Origin of the sequence: Streptomyces sp. TLI_185, assembly GCF_003814765.1 — a bacterium.
Taxonomy (GTDB): Bacteria; Actinomycetota; Actinomycetes; order Streptomycetales; family Streptomycetaceae; genus Streptomyces.
The window spans coordinates 9,255,549-9,275,289 of the sequence record NZ_RKRB01000001.1 but is presented as its reverse complement, the minus strand read 5'-3'; the positions used below and the strand labels follow the sequence as shown (position 1 = coordinate 9,275,289).

15 protein-coding genes and 2 pseudogenes are annotated in these 19,741 nt (G+C 68.6%); 7 read left to right on the top strand and 10 right to left on the bottom strand.

Annotated features, from left to right (window positions below):
* The first annotated feature begins 74 nt into the window (after nucleotides 1-74).
* A complete protein-coding gene (locus tag EDD92_RS42560) occupies nucleotides 75-719 on the top strand; it encodes a cutinase family protein (RefSeq protein WP_123969212.1) in 645 nt (214 codons plus the stop codon).
* 66 nt (nucleotides 720-785) lie between these two features.
* On the opposite strand, the pseudogene EDD92_RS42555 reads toward EDD92_RS42560, so the two are convergent.
* Together EDD92_RS42555 and EDD92_RS52580 are read right to left on the bottom strand one after the other, a co-directional pair.
* Nucleotides 786-1,584 (bottom strand): annotated as a pseudogene (locus tag EDD92_RS42555) (hypothetical protein); the annotation flags it as partial.
* Entirely contained in the window at nucleotides 1,554-1,844 is a 291-nt protein-coding gene (locus tag EDD92_RS52580; protein WP_399185540.1) for a cation:dicarboxylate symporter family transporter, read from the bottom strand. The pseudogene EDD92_RS42555 and the gene EDD92_RS52580, both read right to left, overlap by 31 nt.
* Nucleotides 1,845-2,311: 467 nt before the next feature.
* Between EDD92_RS52580 and EDD92_RS42550 the strand changes: the two genes are divergently transcribed.
* From EDD92_RS42550 to EDD92_RS42540, 3 genes are all read left to right on the top strand, one after another.
* Nucleotides 2,312-4,651, top strand: coding sequence for an alpha-L-fucosidase (locus EDD92_RS42550; protein WP_123969211.1), 2,340 nt, complete (start codon nucleotides 2,312-2,314; stop codon nucleotides 4,649-4,651).
* Between the two features lie 878 nt (nucleotides 4,652-5,529).
* On the top strand, nucleotides 5,530-6,948 hold the full coding sequence (locus tag EDD92_RS42545) for a non-reducing end alpha-L-arabinofuranosidase family hydrolase (RefSeq protein WP_185124311.1): 1,419 nt from the start codon (nucleotides 5,530-5,532) through the stop codon (nucleotides 6,946-6,948).
* A 354-nt stretch (nucleotides 6,949-7,302) separates the two neighbouring features.
* Entirely contained in the window at nucleotides 7,303-7,977 is a 675-nt protein-coding gene (locus EDD92_RS42540) for a pyridoxamine 5'-phosphate oxidase family protein (protein ID WP_185124310.1), read from the top strand.
* Between the two features lie 320 nt (nucleotides 7,978-8,297).
* Here EDD92_RS42540 and EDD92_RS42535 read toward each other — a convergent pair whose 3' ends face one another.
* Entirely contained in the window at nucleotides 8,298-9,542 is a 1,245-nt protein-coding gene (locus EDD92_RS42535; RefSeq protein ID WP_123969210.1) for an NADH:flavin oxidoreductase/NADH oxidase family protein, read from the bottom strand.
* A 272-nt stretch (nucleotides 9,543-9,814) separates the two neighbouring features.
* On the opposite strand from EDD92_RS42535, the gene EDD92_RS42530 reads away from it, so the two are divergent.
* Complete coding sequence (locus EDD92_RS42530) at nucleotides 9,815-11,707, top strand: propionyl-CoA synthetase (protein ID WP_123969209.1); 1,893 nt, start codon at nucleotides 9,815-9,817, stop codon at nucleotides 11,705-11,707.
* Nucleotides 11,708-12,110: 403 nt separating this feature from the next.
* Here EDD92_RS42530 and EDD92_RS42525 read toward each other — a convergent pair.
* The 6 genes and pseudogenes from EDD92_RS42525 to EDD92_RS42500 form a co-directional block, all read right to left on the bottom strand.
* Nucleotides 12,111-12,485: pseudogene (locus EDD92_RS42525) on the bottom strand (hypothetical protein); the annotation flags it as partial.
* A 236-nt stretch (nucleotides 12,486-12,721) separates the two neighbouring features.
* The gene (locus EDD92_RS42520; RefSeq protein WP_123969208.1) at nucleotides 12,722-14,776 is read right to left on the bottom strand and encodes an alpha-L-fucosidase; all 2,055 of its coding nucleotides are present in this window, start codon (nucleotides 14,774-14,776) and stop codon (nucleotides 12,722-12,724) included.
* 394 nt (nucleotides 14,777-15,170) lie between these two features.
* Nucleotides 15,171-15,566, bottom strand: a complete 396-nt coding sequence (locus EDD92_RS42515; RefSeq protein WP_123969207.1) for a DUF2267 domain-containing protein — start codon at nucleotides 15,564-15,566, stop codon at nucleotides 15,171-15,173.
* Nucleotides 15,567-15,577: 11 nt separating this feature from the next.
* Nucleotides 15,578-16,081 carry a nucleotide exchange factor GrpE gene (gene grpE, locus EDD92_RS42510; protein WP_123969206.1) on the bottom strand — a complete coding sequence of 168 codons (504 nt, stop codon included), beginning with the start codon at nucleotides 16,079-16,081 and terminating at the stop codon, nucleotides 15,578-15,580.
* A gap of 2 nt (nucleotides 16,082-16,083) precedes the next feature.
* A complete protein-coding gene (gene dnaK, locus EDD92_RS42505; protein WP_123969205.1) occupies nucleotides 16,084-17,946 on the bottom strand; it encodes a molecular chaperone DnaK in 1,863 nt (620 codons plus the stop codon).
* Nucleotides 17,947-17,996: 50 nt separating this feature from the next.
* Nucleotides 17,997-18,365: a J domain-containing protein gene (locus EDD92_RS42500; protein ID WP_123969204.1), complete on the bottom strand. Its 369-nt coding sequence runs from the start codon at nucleotides 18,363-18,365 to the stop codon at nucleotides 17,997-17,999.
* Nucleotides 18,366-18,974: 609 nt separating this feature from the next.
* On the opposite strand from EDD92_RS42500, the gene EDD92_RS42495 reads away from it, so the two are divergent.
* Nucleotides 18,975-19,265, top strand: coding sequence for a hypothetical protein (locus EDD92_RS42495; protein ID WP_123969203.1), 291 nt, complete (start codon nucleotides 18,975-18,977; stop codon nucleotides 19,263-19,265).
* A 47-nt stretch (nucleotides 19,266-19,312) separates the two neighbouring features.
* Entirely contained in the window at nucleotides 19,313-19,474 is a 162-nt protein-coding gene (locus tag EDD92_RS42490) for a zinc-binding dehydrogenase (RefSeq protein ID WP_123969202.1), read from the top strand.
* Here EDD92_RS42490 and EDD92_RS42485 read toward each other — a convergent pair.
* Nucleotides 19,464-19,706 (bottom strand): transposase, encoded by a 243-nt coding sequence (locus tag EDD92_RS42485; protein ID WP_399185128.1) that lies wholly within the window; start codon nucleotides 19,704-19,706, stop codon nucleotides 19,464-19,466. The two genes, EDD92_RS42490 and EDD92_RS42485, sit on opposite strands and share 11 nt — an antisense overlap.
* Nucleotides 19,707-19,741: the final 35 nt, after the last annotated feature.

Sequence of the window (19,741 nt, the reverse complement as noted above, 5' to 3'; positions counted from 1 at the left end):
GTCAGAAACAGCGAATACGTTCGGGACGTCCTTTTCCGCAGGCGCGCAACGCGCCCGACCCTCAAAGGATCCCCATGCGTATTCGCTTGTGCCTCGCCGCGCTCTCGCTGGTCGGCGGGACCGCCGGACTGACCGCCGTCTCGGCACCAGCGGCATCGGCCGCCACCTGCTCGGACATCGACGTCGTCGCGGCTCGCGGCACCTTCGAGCCGGGCACGCTGGGCGCGATAGTCGGTGACCCGGTGTATTCCGCCCTGCAGAAGAAACTGACGGGCAAGAACCTCACCAGCTACAAGGTGAATTACCCAGCGGACCTTTCCCTCACCTCGGCCGCGCAGGGCAATGCCGACCTGGTGAATCACGTCAACAGCCAGGCGGCGGCCTGCCCGAATCAGCGTTTCGTTCTCGTCGGCTACTCGCAGGGCGCGAACGTCGTCGACAACTCCATCGGAATCAGCAGCGACGGCGCGGTGGTCGGCAGCCCCATCGTGGCCACCATCCCCGCCGCACTCGAACCGAGGGTCTCGGCGGTGCTGCTGTTCGGCAACCCGATCCGGGCCCTGGGCAAGAGCGTCACCGGCACCTACCAGAGCCGCACCATCGACTTCTGTGCCAAGGGCGACCCCATCTGCGAGAACGGCGGCACCGACGTCCTCGCGCACCTCGGCTACACCTCCGACGCCGACGCGGCGGCGGCCTTCGCCGCGACCAAGGTCTGAGCGGACGGACACGCGGGACGGGCCTGGGAGGAGCTCCTGCCGGGCCCGTCTCTCGTGCGGGCAGGGCTACTTGGGCTCCCCGGCGAACTGCGCGAGGTGGGTGGAGACGATCTCGGGCCGCCCGTTGTTCTGCACGGGGGCCGCGGTGAGCACGTCGAGGTGCTGGTAGCCGTCGGCGACCACCGGATGCAGCCCGGCCGGGATGCGGCCCGCCAGCAGCCCGTCACCCGCGAGCACGGTCAGCGTCGGGTTGGCGGTGAGCCCCTCGGGGTGCACGACCAGCTGCTTCACCTGCGGGGAGGTGGCCAGTTCGAGGTCGGTGACCAGTTTGGTGGGGAAGTACTGCTCGGTGAAGTCCAGCGGTTGCCGGGCCAGGCTGCGGGCCAACTCCCCTATGTCGGTGACCTCCTTCCCCGCGTTGGTGAACGGCGTGCCGTCGGCCGAGCGGTAGCCCGGGTCGTCGGCGGCGCCGACACGGTCGTAATTGCGCCATGTGTAGAGCGGGCCGTGCGGCTCTCCTCCGTTGATGACCTTGTACGCGACGCCGAAGAGGCCCTGCTCCTGTGAACTGCCGTTGGCGGCCGGGAAGTTCTTGTCGATGATCGGGCCGCGCCAGCGGTACGGAGTTGTCGTCCAGGAGTGCGCCGAGCACCGCCGCGTTGGTGAGCCGGAAGTCCTTCACGGTGGGAGAGCCGGTGAGGAAAGTGGCGGTGTCCTTGGAGAACAGGAAGCGGTTGGTGGCCTCGATGTAGGTGTTGGCGGGCAGATAGCCCGGCAGGTCGGCCTCGCCGCCCGGATCCTGTACGGCACCCACGCCGGCGATGGCCAGCAGCGTCATCGTCTCGGGGTTGAGCAGGACCGGCGCGCGGCCTGGTAGAGGACGGAGCCGTCGGTGTTGGAGGAGTAGCCGAGGGAGACGACGAACGAGGTCGTGGACCGGCTGAGGCCGAACGCTTCGAGCCTGCCCATCAGCGGAGCGAGCACCGACTCGGAGCTGCGGGTGACGAAGGCGATCCCGGCCAGTCCGCCGATGGACTTGAGCAGTTCGACGTAGCGGATGCGGTAGATCGCGGCGATGAGCGGGAAGAGGGCGCCGATGACGACGGCCAGGCCCGCGTAGACCACGGCGATGAAGCCCAGCAGGCTGCGCAGGTTGCCGAAGCCGTAGTAGGCGAACCACGCAGATCCGCCGCTGTCCGGGCGCTGCGCCCACACCTGACGAGACGTTGGAAAATGTCGAATGCGTGTGTTTTCGTTCGAGCACGGTAGAGGTCGCCAGGGCCCCGGTCAACGCTTCGGACACGTCCACCCTCAGCCCGACGTCTCGAATGGACGCTCCTCAGTCATCCGATGACTGGCCCGTGTGCTCCAGTACGCCTCCCTCAACCAGTCTGCCAGCACGGAAACTTCTCCCCACCTCTGGACAACAACCTCACCAATCACCCTTAATGCATCCGATGTCTTGCGAGGGGCGTGTGCACGGAAGCAGGCAGCCGCACGCAGGTGGTCGGGCCGTCGACCGAGGACACGTCGGCTGACCAGGTCACCAACACTGAAGCGGTCCGAACACCAACGGGCAGGAGGAAACAACTGTGCCCAGAGCTCTCTCACGTCGTTCGGTACTCGCCGGAATGGCGGCGGCGACCGTGGCTGCCGCCGTGGGCCCGACCGTGATGGCGACCCCCGCCTACGCGGCGACCGCCAGCCCGCTGCCGCTCCCTCCCCTGCGGATCCCGAAGACGGACATGGGCCTTGAGCAGCAGCCTGATTCCAAGGTCCAGTGGCTGCAGGACGCCAAACTGGGGATGTTCATCCACTGGGGCGTCTACTCGGGGCCGGCCAAGGGCGAGTGGTGGATGCACAACGCCCCGATCACGCCGGCGAACTACCAGAAGTACGTCACCGACGCGACGAGTGAGCAGTTCACGGCGGACGCCTACGACCCGGCGGCCTGGGCGCAGTTGGCCAAGGATTTCGGGGCGAAGTACGTGACCCTGACCACCCGCCACCACGACGGGTTCGCGCTGTGGCCGCTGAACCATCCGAACAGCTGGAACTCCGGTCAGGCGCCCCTGAGCCGGGACTTCGTGAAGGACTATGTGGCGGCGGTGCGGGCAGCGGGGCTGAAGGTGGGCCTGTACTACTCGCCGATCGACTGGCGCTACCCCGGCTACTACGACGTCACCGGCACCAACTGCGCGACCAACCCATGGGGTTACACCACCGATCCGGCGCACAAGGAGAACGCCCGGATCATGAAGACCGAGGTGTACGAGTCGATCAAGGAGCTGGTCACCCAGTACGGCGTGATCGACGACCTGTGGTGGGACGGCGGCTGGATCGCGGAACAGGGCACCGATGCCGACGGCGCGTTCTTCTGGGAGCCCGGCCAGTTCCGCGACCCGGCCAACCAGTGGCCGGTGGACGCCACCTACGGCGAGACCGACTCGGCCGGCAAGCCGCTGGGCCTGATGGGCATGGTGCGCAAGCACCAGCCGAACATCGTCGCCACCTCCCGCTCCGGCTGGATGGGCGACTACGCCAGCGAGGAGGGCTCCTCGGTCCCCTCCGGGGCGATCCGCACCGGCAAGGTCAGCGAGAAGGTCTTCAGCGTCGGCAGCAGCTGGGGCTACAACTCCGACGGCAAAGTGATGAGTTACGGCACCGCCATGAACATCCTGGTCAACGCCTGGGTGCGCAACATGTCCGTCATGGTCAACGTCGGCCCGGACCGGCACGGCACCGTGCCCTCCGGCCAGGCGAGCCTGCTGCGCCAGATCGGCGCCTTCATGACCGCCTGCGGCCAGTCCGTCTACTCCACCCGCGGCGGCCCTTGGGACCCCGTGGACGGCCAGTACGGCTACACGTACAAGGACAAGACCTTCTACGTCCACCTCCTGCCGGGCTACAGCAGCACCGGCTTCACCACCCAGCCGATCGGCGACGCCCAGGTCACCCGCGTGTTCGACGTACGCTCCGGCACCAACCTGTCCTACACCGTCGACGGTGACGGCCGGGTCGCCATCACCGGCATCGACCGCACCACCCACCCCCAGGACAGCGTCGTCGGCGTCACGCTGGACCGCTCCGTGCAACCGGCCGACATAGCCGCCGGCAGGACCGCCACCGCCGACAGCGAGGAGACGTCCAAGGGCAACACCGCGGCCAAGGCTGTCGACGGCGAAACCTCCACCCGCTGGTGCGCGAACGACAGCGGCACCGGCCACTGGCTCAAGGTCGACCTCGGCTCCGCCCGCTCCCTGACCGGCACCCGCATCGCCTGGGAGAAGGACGGTGCCAACTACCGCTACAGGATCGAGGGCTCCACCGACAACACCACCTGGACCACGCTGGCCGACCTGACCGCCACCACCAGCACCAGCCAGGTCCAGGTCGCCCTCTTCCGCGCCCAGGCACGCTACGTCCGGGTCACGGTCACAGGCCTCCCCTCCGCCGTATGGGCGTCCATCCGCAGCCTGGAGGTCTACGACCGGCCGTTCTCCGCGGACCTGGGCACCTTCAAGCTGGTCAACCGCAACAGCGGCAAGGTGATGGACGTCAAGGACGCCTCGACCGCCGACGGTGCCTCGGTCATCCAGTGGCCCTGGACCGGCGGCACCAACCAGCAGTGGAAACTACTGCCCGACACCGACGGCTCCTACCGGCTGTCCAACGTCAAGAGCGGCAAGGTCCTCGACAGCCCCGGCGGCTCCATCCAGGGCGCGAATCTCGACCAGCGGACGGACTCCGCCAGCGACAACCAGTGGTGGAAGCTGGTCCCCTCCACCACCAGCGGCTACTACCGGCTCGTGAACGTCCGCACCGGCTGGTGCGCCGACGTCGCCAACGCGTCCACGGCAGACGGCGCCAACGTCATCCAGTGGCCGACCGCCGGCGGCGCCAACCAGGACTGGCAGATCGTCGCGCTCTGACGGCCGGTCGCGAACGACCACCGGCACGCCGGCCACTGCACCAGGCAGGCGGCGTGGCTTGCTGCCAGCCACGCCGCCGGCCTGTGGCCGCACAGGATCCCGGCCGTACGGCCCTGCCCGCCGGTTCCCCCGAAGCAGAGCACAGGGACCTTTCAGACACGGTGCCCAATCGACCTGGAGGCAGACCCAACCTGATCCGGGCGTCACTGTTCAGGTTGCAGCGCGGGGACGCCGCCCATTTGCCGGGCAGCGCCCCCGCCGGGGTCTGCATGGCAGGGCCGATGTGTTCTCGTTCGGCGAAATGAGCAGGTCACTCGATTGTGCTGCTTGGCGGGTGGTTCGCCTGGCCGAAAACCGCAGAGCGCACGCTGCCCTCGCTGTGCCCGGTCGCCGTGCTTGGCGGAGCACGCTCCGCGGCTCAGATCGCCCGCTTCGCCGCCGACGGCGGACCGGACCTCGCGCGGCGCCCGGGCTGCAGCGGGCCGCTCCGGCCGCCCCCACCTTGCCGGCCCGCCTGGACGGTGACAGGGTCGGCACCTGGTCGGCCCGCTACTGCACCTACCCGGCCGAGGAACCCGGCACCACGCACACGCCCGCCACGAGCGGCCCGCGCGAGGGCCTCGCCCCCACTCAGCGACTCAGTCAAAGACCCGCTCAACCGCGGAACTTGAAGCCGCCTGGTTTCAGTCTGCGAATGTTTCTGCTCGCGAATTGCGCGAGAGGTATTGACGCCGTTCACGGGTTCCCTATGATCCGGCTTGCTCGACACTTCGATCCTCGTTCGAGATAGCGAACGCCAGCGCAGCACCGCATCGAGAGTCCGCACAGTCTCCGACGGCGCCAACCGGAACCGCCTACTCAAGGATGACGAGGTCCCCATGCACAGACTTAGCTTCAGCCGCAGACATCCGTCTGTGGTGCTCGCCGCCGCGGTTGCGGCCCTGGTCTCGTTGGCGGCGATGCTCGTCGCCACCCCCGCTCAGGCGGCCACCAGCGGCGCCTTACGCGGTGCCGGTTCCGGCCGGTGTCTGGATGTGCCGGGCGCCAGTCAGACCGACGGCACGTTCCTGCAGATCTGGGACTGCAACGGCGCGAGCAACCAGCAGTGGACGCTGACGGACAGCAACCAGCTGACCGTGTACGGCAGCAAGTGCCTGGACGTCCCGGGCCACGCCACCACCGCCGGGACCAAGGTGGAGATCTGGTCCTGCAACGGCGGTGCGAACCAGCAGTGGCGGGTGAACACCGACGGCACGGTCGTCGGCGTGGAGTCCGGACTGTGCCTGGACGTCTCGGGCGCCGGGACCGCCAACGGCACGGCGGTGCAGCTGTGGAACTGCACCGGCGCCGGCAACCAGAAGTGGACCGGCCTGTCCGGTACGCCCAACTCGTGTGCTCTTCCGTCGACGTACCGGTGGAGCTCGACCGGTCCGCTGGCGCAGCCGGCCAACGGGTGGGTCGCGCTGAAGGACTTCACCACCGTGACGTACAACGGCAAGCACCTGGTCTACGGCTCGACCGTCAACCAGTCCGGCTCGTACGGCTCGATGGCCTTCGCTCCCTTCACGAACTGGTCGGACATGGCGACGGCCACCCAGACCGGGATGAACCAGGGCACGGTGGCGCCCCAAGTGTTCTACTTCGCGCCCAAGAACATCTGGGTGCTGGTGTCCCAGTGGGGTGCGTGGCCCTTGTTCTACCGCACCTCCAGCGACCCCACCAACCCCAACAGCTGGTCCAGCCCGCAGCCACTGTTCACCGGCAGCATCCCGGGCGCCGCCCCGATCGACCCGACCGTGATCGCCGACGGCCAGAACATGTACCTGTTCTTCGCTGGTGACAACGGCAGCATCTACAAGTCGACCATGCCGCTCGGGAACTTCCCGGGCAGCTTCGGCTCGTCGTACACCACGGTCATGAGCGACACGGTCAAGAACCTGTTCGAGGCGCCGCAGGTCTACAAGGTCCAGGGCCAGAACCAGTACCTCATGATCGTCGAGGCGCGGGGTGCGACCGAGCAGCGCTTCTTCCGCTCCTTCACGGCCTCCAGCCTGAACGGCCCGTGGACCGCCCAGGCCGCCACCGAGTCCAACCCCTTCGCGGGCAAGGCCAACGCCAACGCCACCTGGACCAACGACATCAGCCACGGCGACCTGGTCCGCAACAACCCCGACCAGACCATGACCATCGACCCCTGCAACCTGCAGTTCCTCTACCAGGGCAGGTCCCCCAGCTCGGACGGCACCCCCTACAACCTGCTGCCGTGGCGGCCGGGCCTGCTCACCCTGCAGCGCTGACCCGCCCGATCCACGGTGATCGCGATGTGGCACGGTCCGCCGAAGCGTGGACCAGTGGTTTACGGCGTGGGCGACTCCACCTGCTGACCGATACCCACCGCCTCGAGGAACCCCAGCCGCGTGTCGGCTGGGGTTCGTCTCTTTCGTGGACCATTCCGCAAGCTTCATCCGGGTCACCGGTCCGTGTCGCCCTTTCGCGTGGGCGGTGATGCCCTCAAGCCCACCCTGCAAGTGCCGACCCTGGCCCGCTGTTGCCCCTCGAAGGGCTGTGCGAGCGACCTGTTCTACTCTCTCCTACGCGGCCGGTGACGCTCCTCGGCTGGTGCCCTGAAGGAATCGCTGTCAGGAGGATCGTTGGATCACGACGAGCGGGTCGACCGGCCCGGAAGCCACGGCGAACACCAGATACAGCGTGAGTTGGGCACCCTCAGCCGCGCGGACCGGTTCTACGACGAGCAGGTACTGGATCGGCTGAACCCGCAGATGCAGGAGTTCGTTGCCCGCCAGGAGATGTTCTTCCTCGCCACGGCGGACAGCCATGGCGAGTGCGACAGCACATTCCGGGCCGGACCGCCGGGTTTTCTCCGGGTACTCGATGAGGCGACCCTGGCGTACCCGGAGTACCGCGGGAACGGGGTCATGGCCTCGCTCGGCAACATCCGGGAGAACCCGCACGTCGGCATCCTGATGATCGACTTCTCTCAGGACCGCATCGGCCTGCATGTCAACGGCCGGGCGCAGTTGGTCACCGACGAGGCCATGCGCCGCAGGTATCTGAACCTGCCCGTTGATCCAGTACCCGGCCGGCGACCCCAGATGTGGGTGGAGGTCGAGGTCGAGGAAGCCTACATCCACTGCTCGAAGCACATACCGCGGCTGGTCAGGGCACCTCTGCGGCAGAACGCGGACGGAGACGGCGATACGGCCGCCCACGGCGAGCAGGCCTGGGGCACGGACGACGTCAAGCGCAAGGGCGGCGACTACTTCGGAGCCGCAGCCGAGGCAGGGAGGCGACTGCCTTCCCGCTGACGACCAGCCTACGGATCCGCTGCGGCAACACCCCGAGCATGCGGGACCAAACGGGACGGCATGGGCCGGACGGTGAGGATGTCCTGAGGGCCCTCACCGTCTCGGCAGCGTCTCCCACGGGACAGGACCCCTGCGCGACGCGAAAGGGCCGGAGCGCGGTTACGTGGCCTGGACGCCTGGGATCACCGTCAGCAGGCGCCGGTCCATGGAGACGACCGGCGCGAGGCCTGCACGTTCGGCTTGGCACGCTGCCGGGCTTGCAGGCCGAACAGAATCAGCGCTTCCCAGCAGCCACCGAGCGATCCTGACGTAACGGAACCTCAGGCTCCACGCTTGCGGCGGAAGGATGTCCTGCCGTTGCGTCGCAACAGCGAGACTGTGGTGGCAAGACGCCCTCGGCCCAGGTCGGGTTCGAGGCCGGCGCCCATTCGGTGCAGCTGGTCGGCGTGCCAGCTGAGGTCGAGCACACCGTCGAGCGCCTTGAGATCGGCGATCCTGCCGAGCACACGGCGCATGCCATAGCGCAGCTGGTGCGCGACGACTGCCTCGGCGCGGCCCGTGAGGATGACGTCCGCGGCATCAGGCGTTGTGGCGGTGGGCCGGCCCATTCCGACGACGTCGCACTCGCCACTGGCTACGGCGTCCTCCATCGCGTCACGGCTTCGAAAGCCTCCTGTGACCGCCAGCGGTATGTCACCCACCAGGCCGCGCACCGTGCGGGCGTACTCCAGGAAGTACGCTTCGCGGGCGCGCGTCGACGCCGCGGCGCAGCCCGTCATCGCCGGAGACTCGTAGTTTCCGCCGCTGATCTCGATCAGGTCGAGTCCTTCCTTCGCGAGAGCCGCGACGACAGCGTGGGACTGCTCCTCGGTGAAACCACCGCGCTGGAAGTCGGCCGAGTTGAGCTTGATGGCGACGGCGAAGCCGGGCGACACCTGTGCCCGTATACGGCGCACGATCTCGAGAACGAACCGCATCCGCCGCTCAGGGTCGCCACCCCACTCGTCGTCGCGCCGGTTCGACAGCGGCGAAAGGAACTGGGAGACCAGGTAGCCATGGGCTCCGTGGACCTGCACCCCGGAGAACCCGGCCGCTTCGCACACCGCGGCCGCGGTCGCGAACCGCTCGACGATGTCCTCGATCTCCGCGGACGTCAGCTCGCGGGGCCTGGTGGCGCCGGGCAGCTTGAGCGCGACCGGGCTGGGCGCGACCGGTGTGTGCCCGAGTGCAAGCAGATTGGCCTGGCGGCCCGGGTGGTTGAGCTGCACCCAGGTGGGAATGCCGCAGTCCTCGGTCGCCGCGGCCCATCGGGTGAGCGCATCGATGCAGCTGTCGTCCTCGATGACGACATTGCCCGGCTCGACGAGCTCGTTGCGGTCGACCATGACGTTGCCGGTGACGATCAGTCCGTACCCGCCCTGGCTCCAGGTCCGGTACAGCCGTTGGAGGCGATGGTCCGGCGCGTTGCGCTTGTCGGCGAGTGCCTCGCTCAACGCGGACTTCATGATCCGGTTCGGCAGCACCTGCCCGTTGGGCAGGGTGAGGTGGTCGGGCAGGGATGTCATGCGCGGTTGTCCTTCGGTGGGAGGGGTACCTGGCGCGGCACGTCGAGATGGCGGAAGCGTTCGGTTGCTTCGGACCTGGGCACGTCCAGCGGGCTCGGGCGCGTTCGCGCTTGAGGAATGGCTCCGCCTATTACCTCGGCGCGTGAGTCGAACCGGAATCTGAAGGCGAGTCCTGCTGGCCGGGCCCGACATGCTGACGATAGAAAACATGTGCCCGACAGCGTTCTGCACGCCGTTACCCACCTGCCCCCGGTCCCACAGAGGAGTGCCCAATGGGAACGTATGAGGATGTCTTCCGCTCCAGTACCGAAGACCCGGAGAGCTTCTGGCTGAGGGCCGCGGAGGGCATCGACTGGGACGTCGCACCGCAACGCGCCCTGGACTCCTCGGGCGCACCGTTCTACCGCTGGTTTCCCGACGGGCGGCTCAACGTCTGTTTCAACGCGCTCGACCGGCACGTCGAAGCCGGCCTGGGCGACCAGCGCGCGCTGGTCTACGACTCCCCCGTGACCGGCGCGCGGCGCACCTACACCTACGCGCAGCTGAGGGATGCGGTGGCGGCCTTCGCCGGAGGCCTGTCCCAGCTCGGCGTGGGGCAGGGCGACCGGGTGGTCATCTACATGCCGATGATCCCCGAGGCGGCCATCGCGATGCTGGCCTGCGCCCGCATCGGCGCCATCCACTCGGTCGTCTTCGGCGGGTTCGCCGCGCCCGAACTCGCCGTCCGCATCGACGACGCCGCCCCGAAGGTGATCGTCTCCGCCTCGTGCGGCATCGAGGGCAAGCGGGTCATCCCGTACAAGCCGCTGCTGGACCGCGCTATCGAACTCGCCGGGCACCGGCCGGAGAAGCGGGTGATCGTGCAACGGCCGCAGGAGCGGGCCGAGTTGGGGCCGGACGACCTGGACTGGGCCGACCTGGTCGCCACTGCGACGCCCGTCGACTGCGTGCCGGTCGCCGCGACGGACCCGCTCTACATCCTCTACACGTCCGGGACGACGGGAAAACCCAAGGGAGTCGTCCGCGACTGCGGCGGCTACGCGGTGGCCCTGCACTGGTCGATGGGCGCCGTCTACGACATCGGCCCGGGCGAGACCATGTTCACCGGCTCCGACGTGGGCTGGGTGGTCGGGCACTCGTACATCGTCTACGGCCCTCTGCTGGCCGGCGCCACGACCGTGCTGTACGAGGGCAAGCCGGTCGGCACGCCGGACGCGGGCCAGTTCTGGCGCGTCGCCGCCGACTACGGCGTCAAGACCATGTTCACCGCCCCCACTGCCTTCCGTGCCATCAGGAAGGAGGACCCCAAGGGCGCCCTCGCCGCGGAGTACGATCTCTCCCGCCTGCGCTACCTCTTCCTCGCCGGCGAGCGCCTCGACCCCGAGACCTACCACTGGGCCGGCGCCCTGCTGGACATCCCGGTGATCGACCACTGGTGGCAGACGGAGACCGGCTGGCCCATCGTCGCCAACCCGGTCGGCATCGAGGCCGCCCCGGTCAAACCCGGTTCGCCCACCCGTCCGCTGCCGGGCTGGGACGTCAGTGTCCTGGACCCGTCCGGACAGCCCGCGCCGCCCGGCGTCGACGGCGCGATCGTCGTCAAACTCCCCCTGCCGCCCGGAGCGTTGCCCACCCTCTGGAACGACGACGAGCGCTTCATCGGCTCCTACCTCGCGGCCTTCGACGGCTACTACCTCACCGGCGACAGCGGGCACATCGACGCCGACGGCTACGTCTTCGTCATGGGCCGCACCGACGACGTCATCAACGTCGCCGGCCACCGGCTGTCCACCGGCAGCATGGAAGAGGTCCTGGCCACCCACCCCGACGTCGCCGAGTGCGCCGTGATCGGCGTCGCCGACGCCCTCAAGGGACAGATCCCGCGCGGCCTCGTCGTCCTGAAGGCGGGCACCGCCCGCGAACCGGCCGAGGTCGAGGCCGAACTCGTCCAGCTCGTCCGCGAACACATCGGCGCCGTCGCCTCCCTCAAGGACGTCGCCGTCGTACCGGCCCTGCCCAAGACCCGCTCCGGAAAGATCCTGCGCAAAACCATGCGCGGCATCGCCGACGGCCTCGACGAACCCATCCCCTCCACGGTCGACGACCCGAACGTCATCGAGGACCTGCGTCCGGTACTCCGCCGCGGCCCCGGTCATACCTCTTGAACGACCCCGCAGCCTGGCGGCGGCGGGGTCGTCGGGGCCAGGCTGCGAGGAGGTCGGCCACCTGCTTGGGACTTCGTACGCGCCGATCATGTGACGACGCGTGAGCGAACCTGATCCGCCTCCGGACGCCCCTCGGAGCAGACCGCTCAACCGACTACCGAGGCGCCGAGCGGCCCCCGTCAGATCCGGCCCCGCCGGTCAGCCGATTCGTCCCACCGTCGCCCGCGGCGGAGACGGACTCACCGCGAGGGTCGGCAAGGCCACACCCACGGCCGTCGTGCGCACGACATCTTGCAGGTCTCAGGCCTGACCTCCGCAGGGACAGCCGGCCTGAGTCGGCTGAGGTCCAACCGATCGCTCCTGGGTGCGATCACGGCGGGAAGACACCCGCAGCGCCCAGGTGTTAGTCACGGGCCCGGCCGCGGCAGGCAGGATCCTGCCGCGGCCTCAGTGATCCTCTGCCGTCGGCGGGGGCGAGGACGGTGTCGAAGCGGACCTGTGTCCAGGTGCCGTCGACGACCCGCCCGTCGGGTGTGGGCGTGCCTGCCGGACGCTGGTCGAAGTCCTTGACCAGCGTCTCCTTCACGCCGAAGGCCGTGTCGGAGTCGAGCAGTTCGTCGTCCCGGACGAAGATGTGCGTGACGAGGGTTCGGCACTCGGGCGCTTCGACCATGAAGTGCAGGTGCGAGGCCCGCATCGGCGAGCGGCCGGTCGCCGTCGGCATCCTGCCCACGGGGCCGTCGTGCGGGATCGGGTACGGCGTCGGTGTGATGCCCCAAACGGTCCTTGCTGCGCCGCGGAACGACGCCCGGCTCGGCGTCGGGGCTCCGGATCGCCGTCCGCCCGGACGACCCCTGTCGCGCGGTTCGGCGTCGGGGTCGCCACCGCCCGGCCGTGTCGTCCCGCCTGTGCTCTTGAGCCGCTTGTACGGCCGACACCCGTGCCGCCGTGGGCGCCCACCGGCTCGCAGGCGCCCGCGGCCGCAGGCATCAGGGATGCCCGGGGTGGTGCCAGTCAGCCGACCGGGCTGAACGTCCACAGCAGGTTGGTGCTCTGCTGCCACGTCCACTGCTTGGTCACGGCCCCTTCGGCGACCAAGCCACCGCCGTCGAGGACCAGTCCCGTGCTGCGGTTGGCGATCGAGTACCGGCCTTCGCCGCGGTGGATGATCTGCCACTGCTGGGTGTTGCTGCCGTCCCAGGCCTTCTGCCGGGCCGGGTCGCCGTTGCCGGTGGAGCCCCAGCCGTCGGCGACCATGCCGTTGGTGCGGTTGACGAGCCTGTAGTACCCGTTGCCGAGTTCGATTGCCTGCCACTGGAGATTGGTGTGGTCCACCGCCTCCCACTGCTTCAGGTTCGATCCGCTGGCCACATTGCCACCGCTGTCCAGGACCCAGTGGTTGGTGACATTGGTCAGGCGGAAGTACTTGTCGGGCCTGAACGTCACCTTCAGCGATCTGATCACGTCATTGTTGCCGGTCACCCGAAGGTCGGGGGTGCTCGAGGTGAACGTCCAGGCGGTGCCGGTGAAGTTGTCGCCGGAGTAGCCCGTCACCTGGTAGCCGTCGGGTATCAGGACGGACGATGCCGTGGCGGGCGCCAGGCCGGCGGCGGACAGCTGGGAGGACGTGTAGCTGCCCAACGGCAGGACCGCGCGGGCACCTTCGTAGTTGACGTTCGAGGTCACCGCCGCGGAAACGCTCACGGGCATGCCCTGGACCTCGACGCACACCACGGAGACGTCGGCGTTCGGCGCGGTGGCCGGCACCGTGACGTTGATCTGGTCGGTGACGGTGTACGGGAGCGAGACCGAGGGGTTGTTCAGCAGATAGACGCGGCTGATCGTGTTGTCGATCGCCGGGATCCGCAGCCGACCGTTCGTGGGCCAGGTGAAGACGTGGGCGAAGAGCTTGCCGTTCTTCTTGGTGACCTTCCCCCATGAGGGTTCGGTGGCGAACGGGCTGCCGCTGGTGCCGTGAATGCTGTCGCTGTGCGTCGACATCCATGAGGCCAGGCCGCTGAGGACGGTCTGGGATCCGGCGGTGACCGAGCCGTCGCCCTTGGGGCCGATGTTCAACAGGAGGTTGCCGTCCCGGGAGACCACCGTGATGAGTTCCTGGACGATGTCCTTGACGGATCGGTAGGAGTTCTCACGGCCCGCGTTGTAACCCCAGGCGCCGTTCATGGTGGCGCACCGCTCCCACGGCCGGCTCATCGGCGCGGCGGGGATACCGAACTCCGCGACCGCGTAGTCGCCGAGACCGTGGTCCCGCTTGACCCGTTCGTTGACGATGAGGCCGGGTTTGCGGGCGATCAGCCAGTTGTAGAGGTCGACGCCGTCCGATTCCAGCCACCAGTCTTCCAGGGTGGGGCTGGAAGGCTCGCCGAACCAGTCGCCGTCGAACCACAGCAGCGCCGGGTCGTAGCGGTCCAGCAGTTCCTGAAGCTGCGCCTTCAAATCGGCGATGTAGGCGGTGCGGGCGGCCTGCGAGGACATCGTGGTGAGACCGCTTTGGTGACGGTCGGTCTGGGACGGGTGGTTCCAGTCGAGTATCGAGTAGTACAGGCAGAACTTGATCCCACGGCTCTCGCACTCCCTCTTGAGGTCCATGAGGGGGTCGGTCTGGACGCCGTTGTAGTCGTGCAGGTTGTACTGCCTCGTGCCGGTGGTGTCGGTGAAGCCCGCGACATTGGAGTCCCATATCGCGAAGCCCTCGTGGTGCTTGGAGGTGATCACGAGGTACTTCATGCCGGCGTTCTTGGCCAGTTCGGCGATGGTGGCGGCGTTGAACTGGGTCGGGTTGAACTTCTTGGTGACCTGACTCTGGTAGTCCGCCTTGCTCCACCGCTGGCTGTCGAAGGCCCACTCCCCCTGGCCGAGCTGCGAGTAGGACCCGAAGTGGATGAACATCCCGAACCTGGCCTGGTACCACCAGTCCATCTTCGAGGGGACGGCGTACGCCTCGGCGGTGGAGGGCCACAGGACCTGTGGCAGCCCGAAGGCCGCCACTCCCCCGGCGAGGGCGGCGACCTTCATCAGAGAGCGTCTGCTGAGGGAGGCAGAGGACATGGGGCGGCTCCATGGGTCGAGGGGGGATGACAGGGCGAGCGGAACGCCGACAAGGGCGGCCGTGCTCCGCGTCGCCCCACAAGGAGACATCGGATGGATTTATAGGAGACCGACGATGTCTACGTCTATAGCTGGGGCGAGATTGACTCAAAGAGGGAAATAAACAAGGGGTTTGGACGACACCTGGAGTCGCGAAGTGCCCACTCACCCATCGAAGTGAGGCACTATACATAGGATCTATTGGGTGACCAGGTGGGTCCGGAACACCGCGCTCAAGGCTCGCCAATCCCCGACCGCGAGATGGAGCCGCCGGACGGGCCCATGTGGTCGAGGGGAGCGGCCCCGCCGGGCGGGCCGTACCGGCATCCGTCGGTGCCGGGTCGGCGGGTGGTGATCAGTCCGGATGCGGATGTCCGAACAGCAGGTCGTAGCCCGGCGGGAGTTGGAGCAGGACGCGGTTGATCAGGTCCTCCCCGGCGATGTCGGCCACGACGCTGAGTACGGCGCTGACGTCCCATGTGGCGGTCTTCTCCGTGGCGCCCTCGATCCAGGCCGCGGTTGCCCGGATGAACCGGTCGGGCGACAGCGGTTCGTGTGCCTGGAGCGGGTTGAGCAGGACGAACGCCAGCGTTTCGGGGAGCCGGCCGGCCAGCTCGGCGCGCACCTCGCCCACCAGATGAGCGCCCAGTAGGGCCATGACGACCCGGGAGGCTCGTTCCGCCTCCTGCTGCGAAGGATATTTACCGCGTTCCTGGACTGCGGCGATGAAGGCGTCCCAGTGCATGCGCATGACCTCCTCCGTCAACGGCGGGCCACCGGCGGATGCGTCGCTTCCGCGCAGGTTCCACGCGGTGGAGCCGGCCCGGTGACCTCCACGGTGGCCGGACGCAGCAGGTGCTCGCCGAGCCGGTAACCGGAACGGAGAACCGTCGAGCACACCAGGCGGTCCCGGTCGCAGACGTGGTACGTCAGGGCGTCGTGACAGGCGGGGTCGAACGGGTCGCCCACCTCACCGAACGACGTGACGCCCAGCGAGCCGAGCTCGTCCTGCAGGCTGTCGGCGATGTCCTTCAGGCCCGGCGTGAGCGGCTCGTGCGCGCACGCCCGGTCGACGGCGTCCAGCACGGGCAGCAGCGCCCGGAGCACGTTGGCCACCGCGATTTCGCGGACGGCCATGCGGTCCCGCCGCACCTGCTTGCGGTAGTTGTCGTACTCGGCCTTCACCCGCTGCAGGTCGGCGGTCCGCTCCTCCACCAAGCGCCGCAACTGCTGCAGTTCGGTGCTCTGCGGCCCACTCCCGGTCATCGTCAGCCGGCCTCCGACTTGTCGTCCTCGACGATCTCGGCGTCCACCACCTCGTCCTCGGACGCGCCATCAGCCGTACCGCCCGCGGGCTCCCCCGCAGACTGCTCGGCCCGCGACTTCTCGTACAGCGTCGTGCCGATCTTCTGCGCGGCCTGTGTCGTACGGTCGATGGCCTGCCGGACGGCCGCCGTGTCCGCGTTCTCGTCCTTCAGCTTCTCCTTCAGGTCGGCCAGCGCGGCCTCCGTCCCGCTCTTCGCATCGGCCGGGATCTTGTCCGCGTTGTCCGTGATGAGCTTCTCGGTCGAGTAGACGAGCTGCTCGCCCTGGTTGCGGGTCTCGGCGGCCTCGCGCCGGCGCCGGTCCTCCTCGGCGTGCTGCTCGGCCTCGCGGACCATGCGGTCGATGTCGTCCTTGGGCAGCGCGGAGCCGCCGGTGACGGTCATCTTCTGCTCCCTGCCGGTGCCGAGGTCCTTGGCGGAGACGTGCATGATGCCGTTGGCGTCGATGTCGAAGGCGACCTCGATCTGCGGCACCCCGCGCGGTGCGGGCGCGATGCCGGTCAGTTCGAACATGCCGAGCTTCTTGTTGTACGCCGCGATCTCGCGCTCGCCCTGGTAGACCTGGATCGTCACCGACGGCTGGTTGTCTTCCGCCGTGGTGAAGGTCTCGGAACGGCGGGTCGGGATGGTCGTGTTGCGCTCGATCAGCCTGGTCATGACGCCGCCCTTGGTCTCGATGCCGAGGGACAGCGGGGTGACGTCGAGCAGCAGGACGTCCTTGACCTCACCCTTGAGCACGCCGGCCTGCAGGCTGGCACCTACGGCCACGACCTCGTCCGGGTTGACGCCCTTGTGCGGGTCCTTGCCGGTCAGTTCCTTCACCAGCTCGGTCACCGCAGGCATGCGCGTCGAACCGCCGACCAGGACGACGTGGTCGATGTCCGACACCCTGATCCCGGCATCCTTGATCGCATGGTGGAACGGTGCCTTGCAACGCTCCAGCAGATCCGATGTCAGCTGCTCGAACTGGGCCCGGGTCATCTTCTCGTCGAGGTGCAGCGGGCCCTCGGCCGAGGCCGTGACGTAGGGCAGGTTGATGGTGGTCTCCGACGAGCTGGACAGCTCGATCTTCGCCTTCTCCGCCGCCTCGCGCAGCCGCTGCACGGCCATCTTGTCCTTGGACAGGTCCACGCCGTAGTGGTTCTTGAACTGCTTCACCAAGTGGTCGACGATCCGCTGGTCCCAGTCGTCGCCGCCCAGGTGGGTGTCGCCGTTGGTGGCCTTCACCTCGATGACGCCCTCACCCATCTCCAGCAGCGACACGTCGAAGGTGCCGCCGCCGAGGTCGAAGACGAGGACCGTCTGGTCGTTCTCCTTGTCCAAGCCGTAGGCCAGCGCGGCGGCCGTCGGCTCGTTGATGATCCTCAGGACGTTCAGCCCCGCGATCTCGCCAGCCTCCTTGGTCGCCTGCCGCTGAGCGTCGTCGAAGTACGCGGGCACGGTGATCACCGCGTCGGTGACGTCCTCTCCGAGATATGCCTCCGCGTCCCGCTTCAACTTCTGCAGCACGCGCGCGGATATCTCCTGCGCGGTGTACCGCTTGCCGTCGATGCCGCCGTGCTCCGGGAACCGCCACGCGTGATCCCCCATGTACCGCTTCACGGAGCGCGCGGTGCGCTCCACGTTCGTCACGGCCTGCCGCTTGGCGACCTCGCCGACCAGCACCTCGCCGTTCTTGGCGAACGCCACAACCGACGGCGTGGTCCGCGCTCCCTCCGTATTCGTGATGACCGTGGGCTCGCCGCCCTCGAGGACCGAGACCACCGAGTTCGTCGTTCCCAGGTCGATACCGACCGAGCGCGCCATGACTCTCCCTCCTCACCCGTGCGCTGCTTCACGTTTCTGGTCAGTCGGCGTCATCGGGACGGCCGCTCCCACCGGACGGGACCGGCGCGCAGCAGAGGCTCGGGGCGGGCGGCCCCGAGCACCACCACGTACCGCCGGGCGGGACTGACCGGCCGCGCGAAGACAGGGCCGCGGTCGTATGCCCGCTCCGCCGGCCGTTCGTAGCGCCGGTCGTAGGCCGCGCGCAGGACCGGATCGCGAAGCGTCTCGTACGCCGCCCGCGCCTCACCGAACCGTTCGGCCGTGGCCGCGTCCACACGCGTGTCGGGGCGCAGTTCCCGCACCCGGGTACGGAAGGCGGAGGTGATCACCTCGGCCGTCGCCGAGGGCTCCACCCCCAGCACCGCATACAGGTCCGCTCCGTGGTCCCGCGCCTGCATCCCGGCCACCTCCTCGCCCGCTGCGAACTGCAGGTTTCACCCGTTCTTGCCTCTAGTCCTGAAATAAAACTTGAGCCCTTCATTGTCAAGGCTTGATGTGGATGAGGTGGAGGGACTGCCGGCGGCCTTCCGGGCAGCCGGAGGCCGGACACCGCCGACAGGGGTCCCAGGCGAAAGGAGCCGCACGAAGGCTGCGCCCATCCGCCCCGACCCCCTCCGATACGTCGACCGGCTCACCCAGCAGGTGTTCGGCAGCCTCGCCCGGCGACCGTCATGCCGATCGACGCCCATCAGAGCGGCGATGCCACAAGGCGCTCCGCGCTGCGAACACTGCGGCCGGCGCTGGGCCGGGCGCCTCGTGGACCGTCGGCCCGGCGGCGAGCGAGAAGGCCGCCCCCTGGTCGGCGTGCCAGGACCACGCGGAGCCGGGACGGCACCCGCCCGCACGGCGTCCCGACGATGGCGAGGACGAGGCCCACAGCACCGCCGCAGAGCGGGCACCCCGACCCGAGGTGACCGTGGCAACAGGCCGGTCCAGCGCCGTCGTCACGGGTGCCTTCCGTCGCTGCCGTCATACGGAGTGGCGGACACAGCCCAGGGGTGAAGAACATGATCGCACTCGGGTCGGACGCCTCGGCACGTCCGCTGCGCGGCACGACAGGAGGATCCCGGCCGCCGTACTGGAGCGAAGTGAACCAGTACGTAGCCGAGTTGGCCGCCGAGCGGGACGAGTGCGGACACCGCCTGATGGTCAACGACCGTCGCGCCGGCGAGGAGAGGCGAACGGAAGCGCGTCCCCTCGAAGATCCTCGTCCGGGGCGCTGCAAGTCGCCCAACTGCAAGTCGCCCAAAGTGAGCGAGGTGCTGCCGCTGCTGTCGCCGGGAGAGAACGACCTCTGATCCAGTGCGGTCCCCGGTCGCGCGGCAGGGCGGTGCCCACGCCGTGGATGCCGGCGACCGGGCGGCCCATCGACCGCCTGCGACGGCTGGCCGAGGAAGGCGGCCTGACCCCGCGGGTCGCACGGACCCTGCCGGTCCAACAGGCCGTCGAAGCACACCGGTTGCTGGAAGCGGGCGGCCTCCGCGGACGTATGGTCCTCACCTTCTGATGACGATGAACAACGGCTGCTGGGAGCCCGCCTTGGAACACCCGTTGCAGCCCGCGGTGGTAGCGCCGGGCCGGTGCAGGTTGCCGCTGACGTTGCCGGAGTCCCAGGGAACGGGGGCGACACCTGCCAGGCCGGCGATGCGGTCGGCGCTCCCGTAGCGGCTCAGGTCGCCGGCCGTGGCGCCAAGGAATTCCGCGCCCATCAGGGGCCGGGCAGGCGGGGGATCACTCACGCATGCCGAGTTCCGGATGTGTGCGGGAGCGTGGA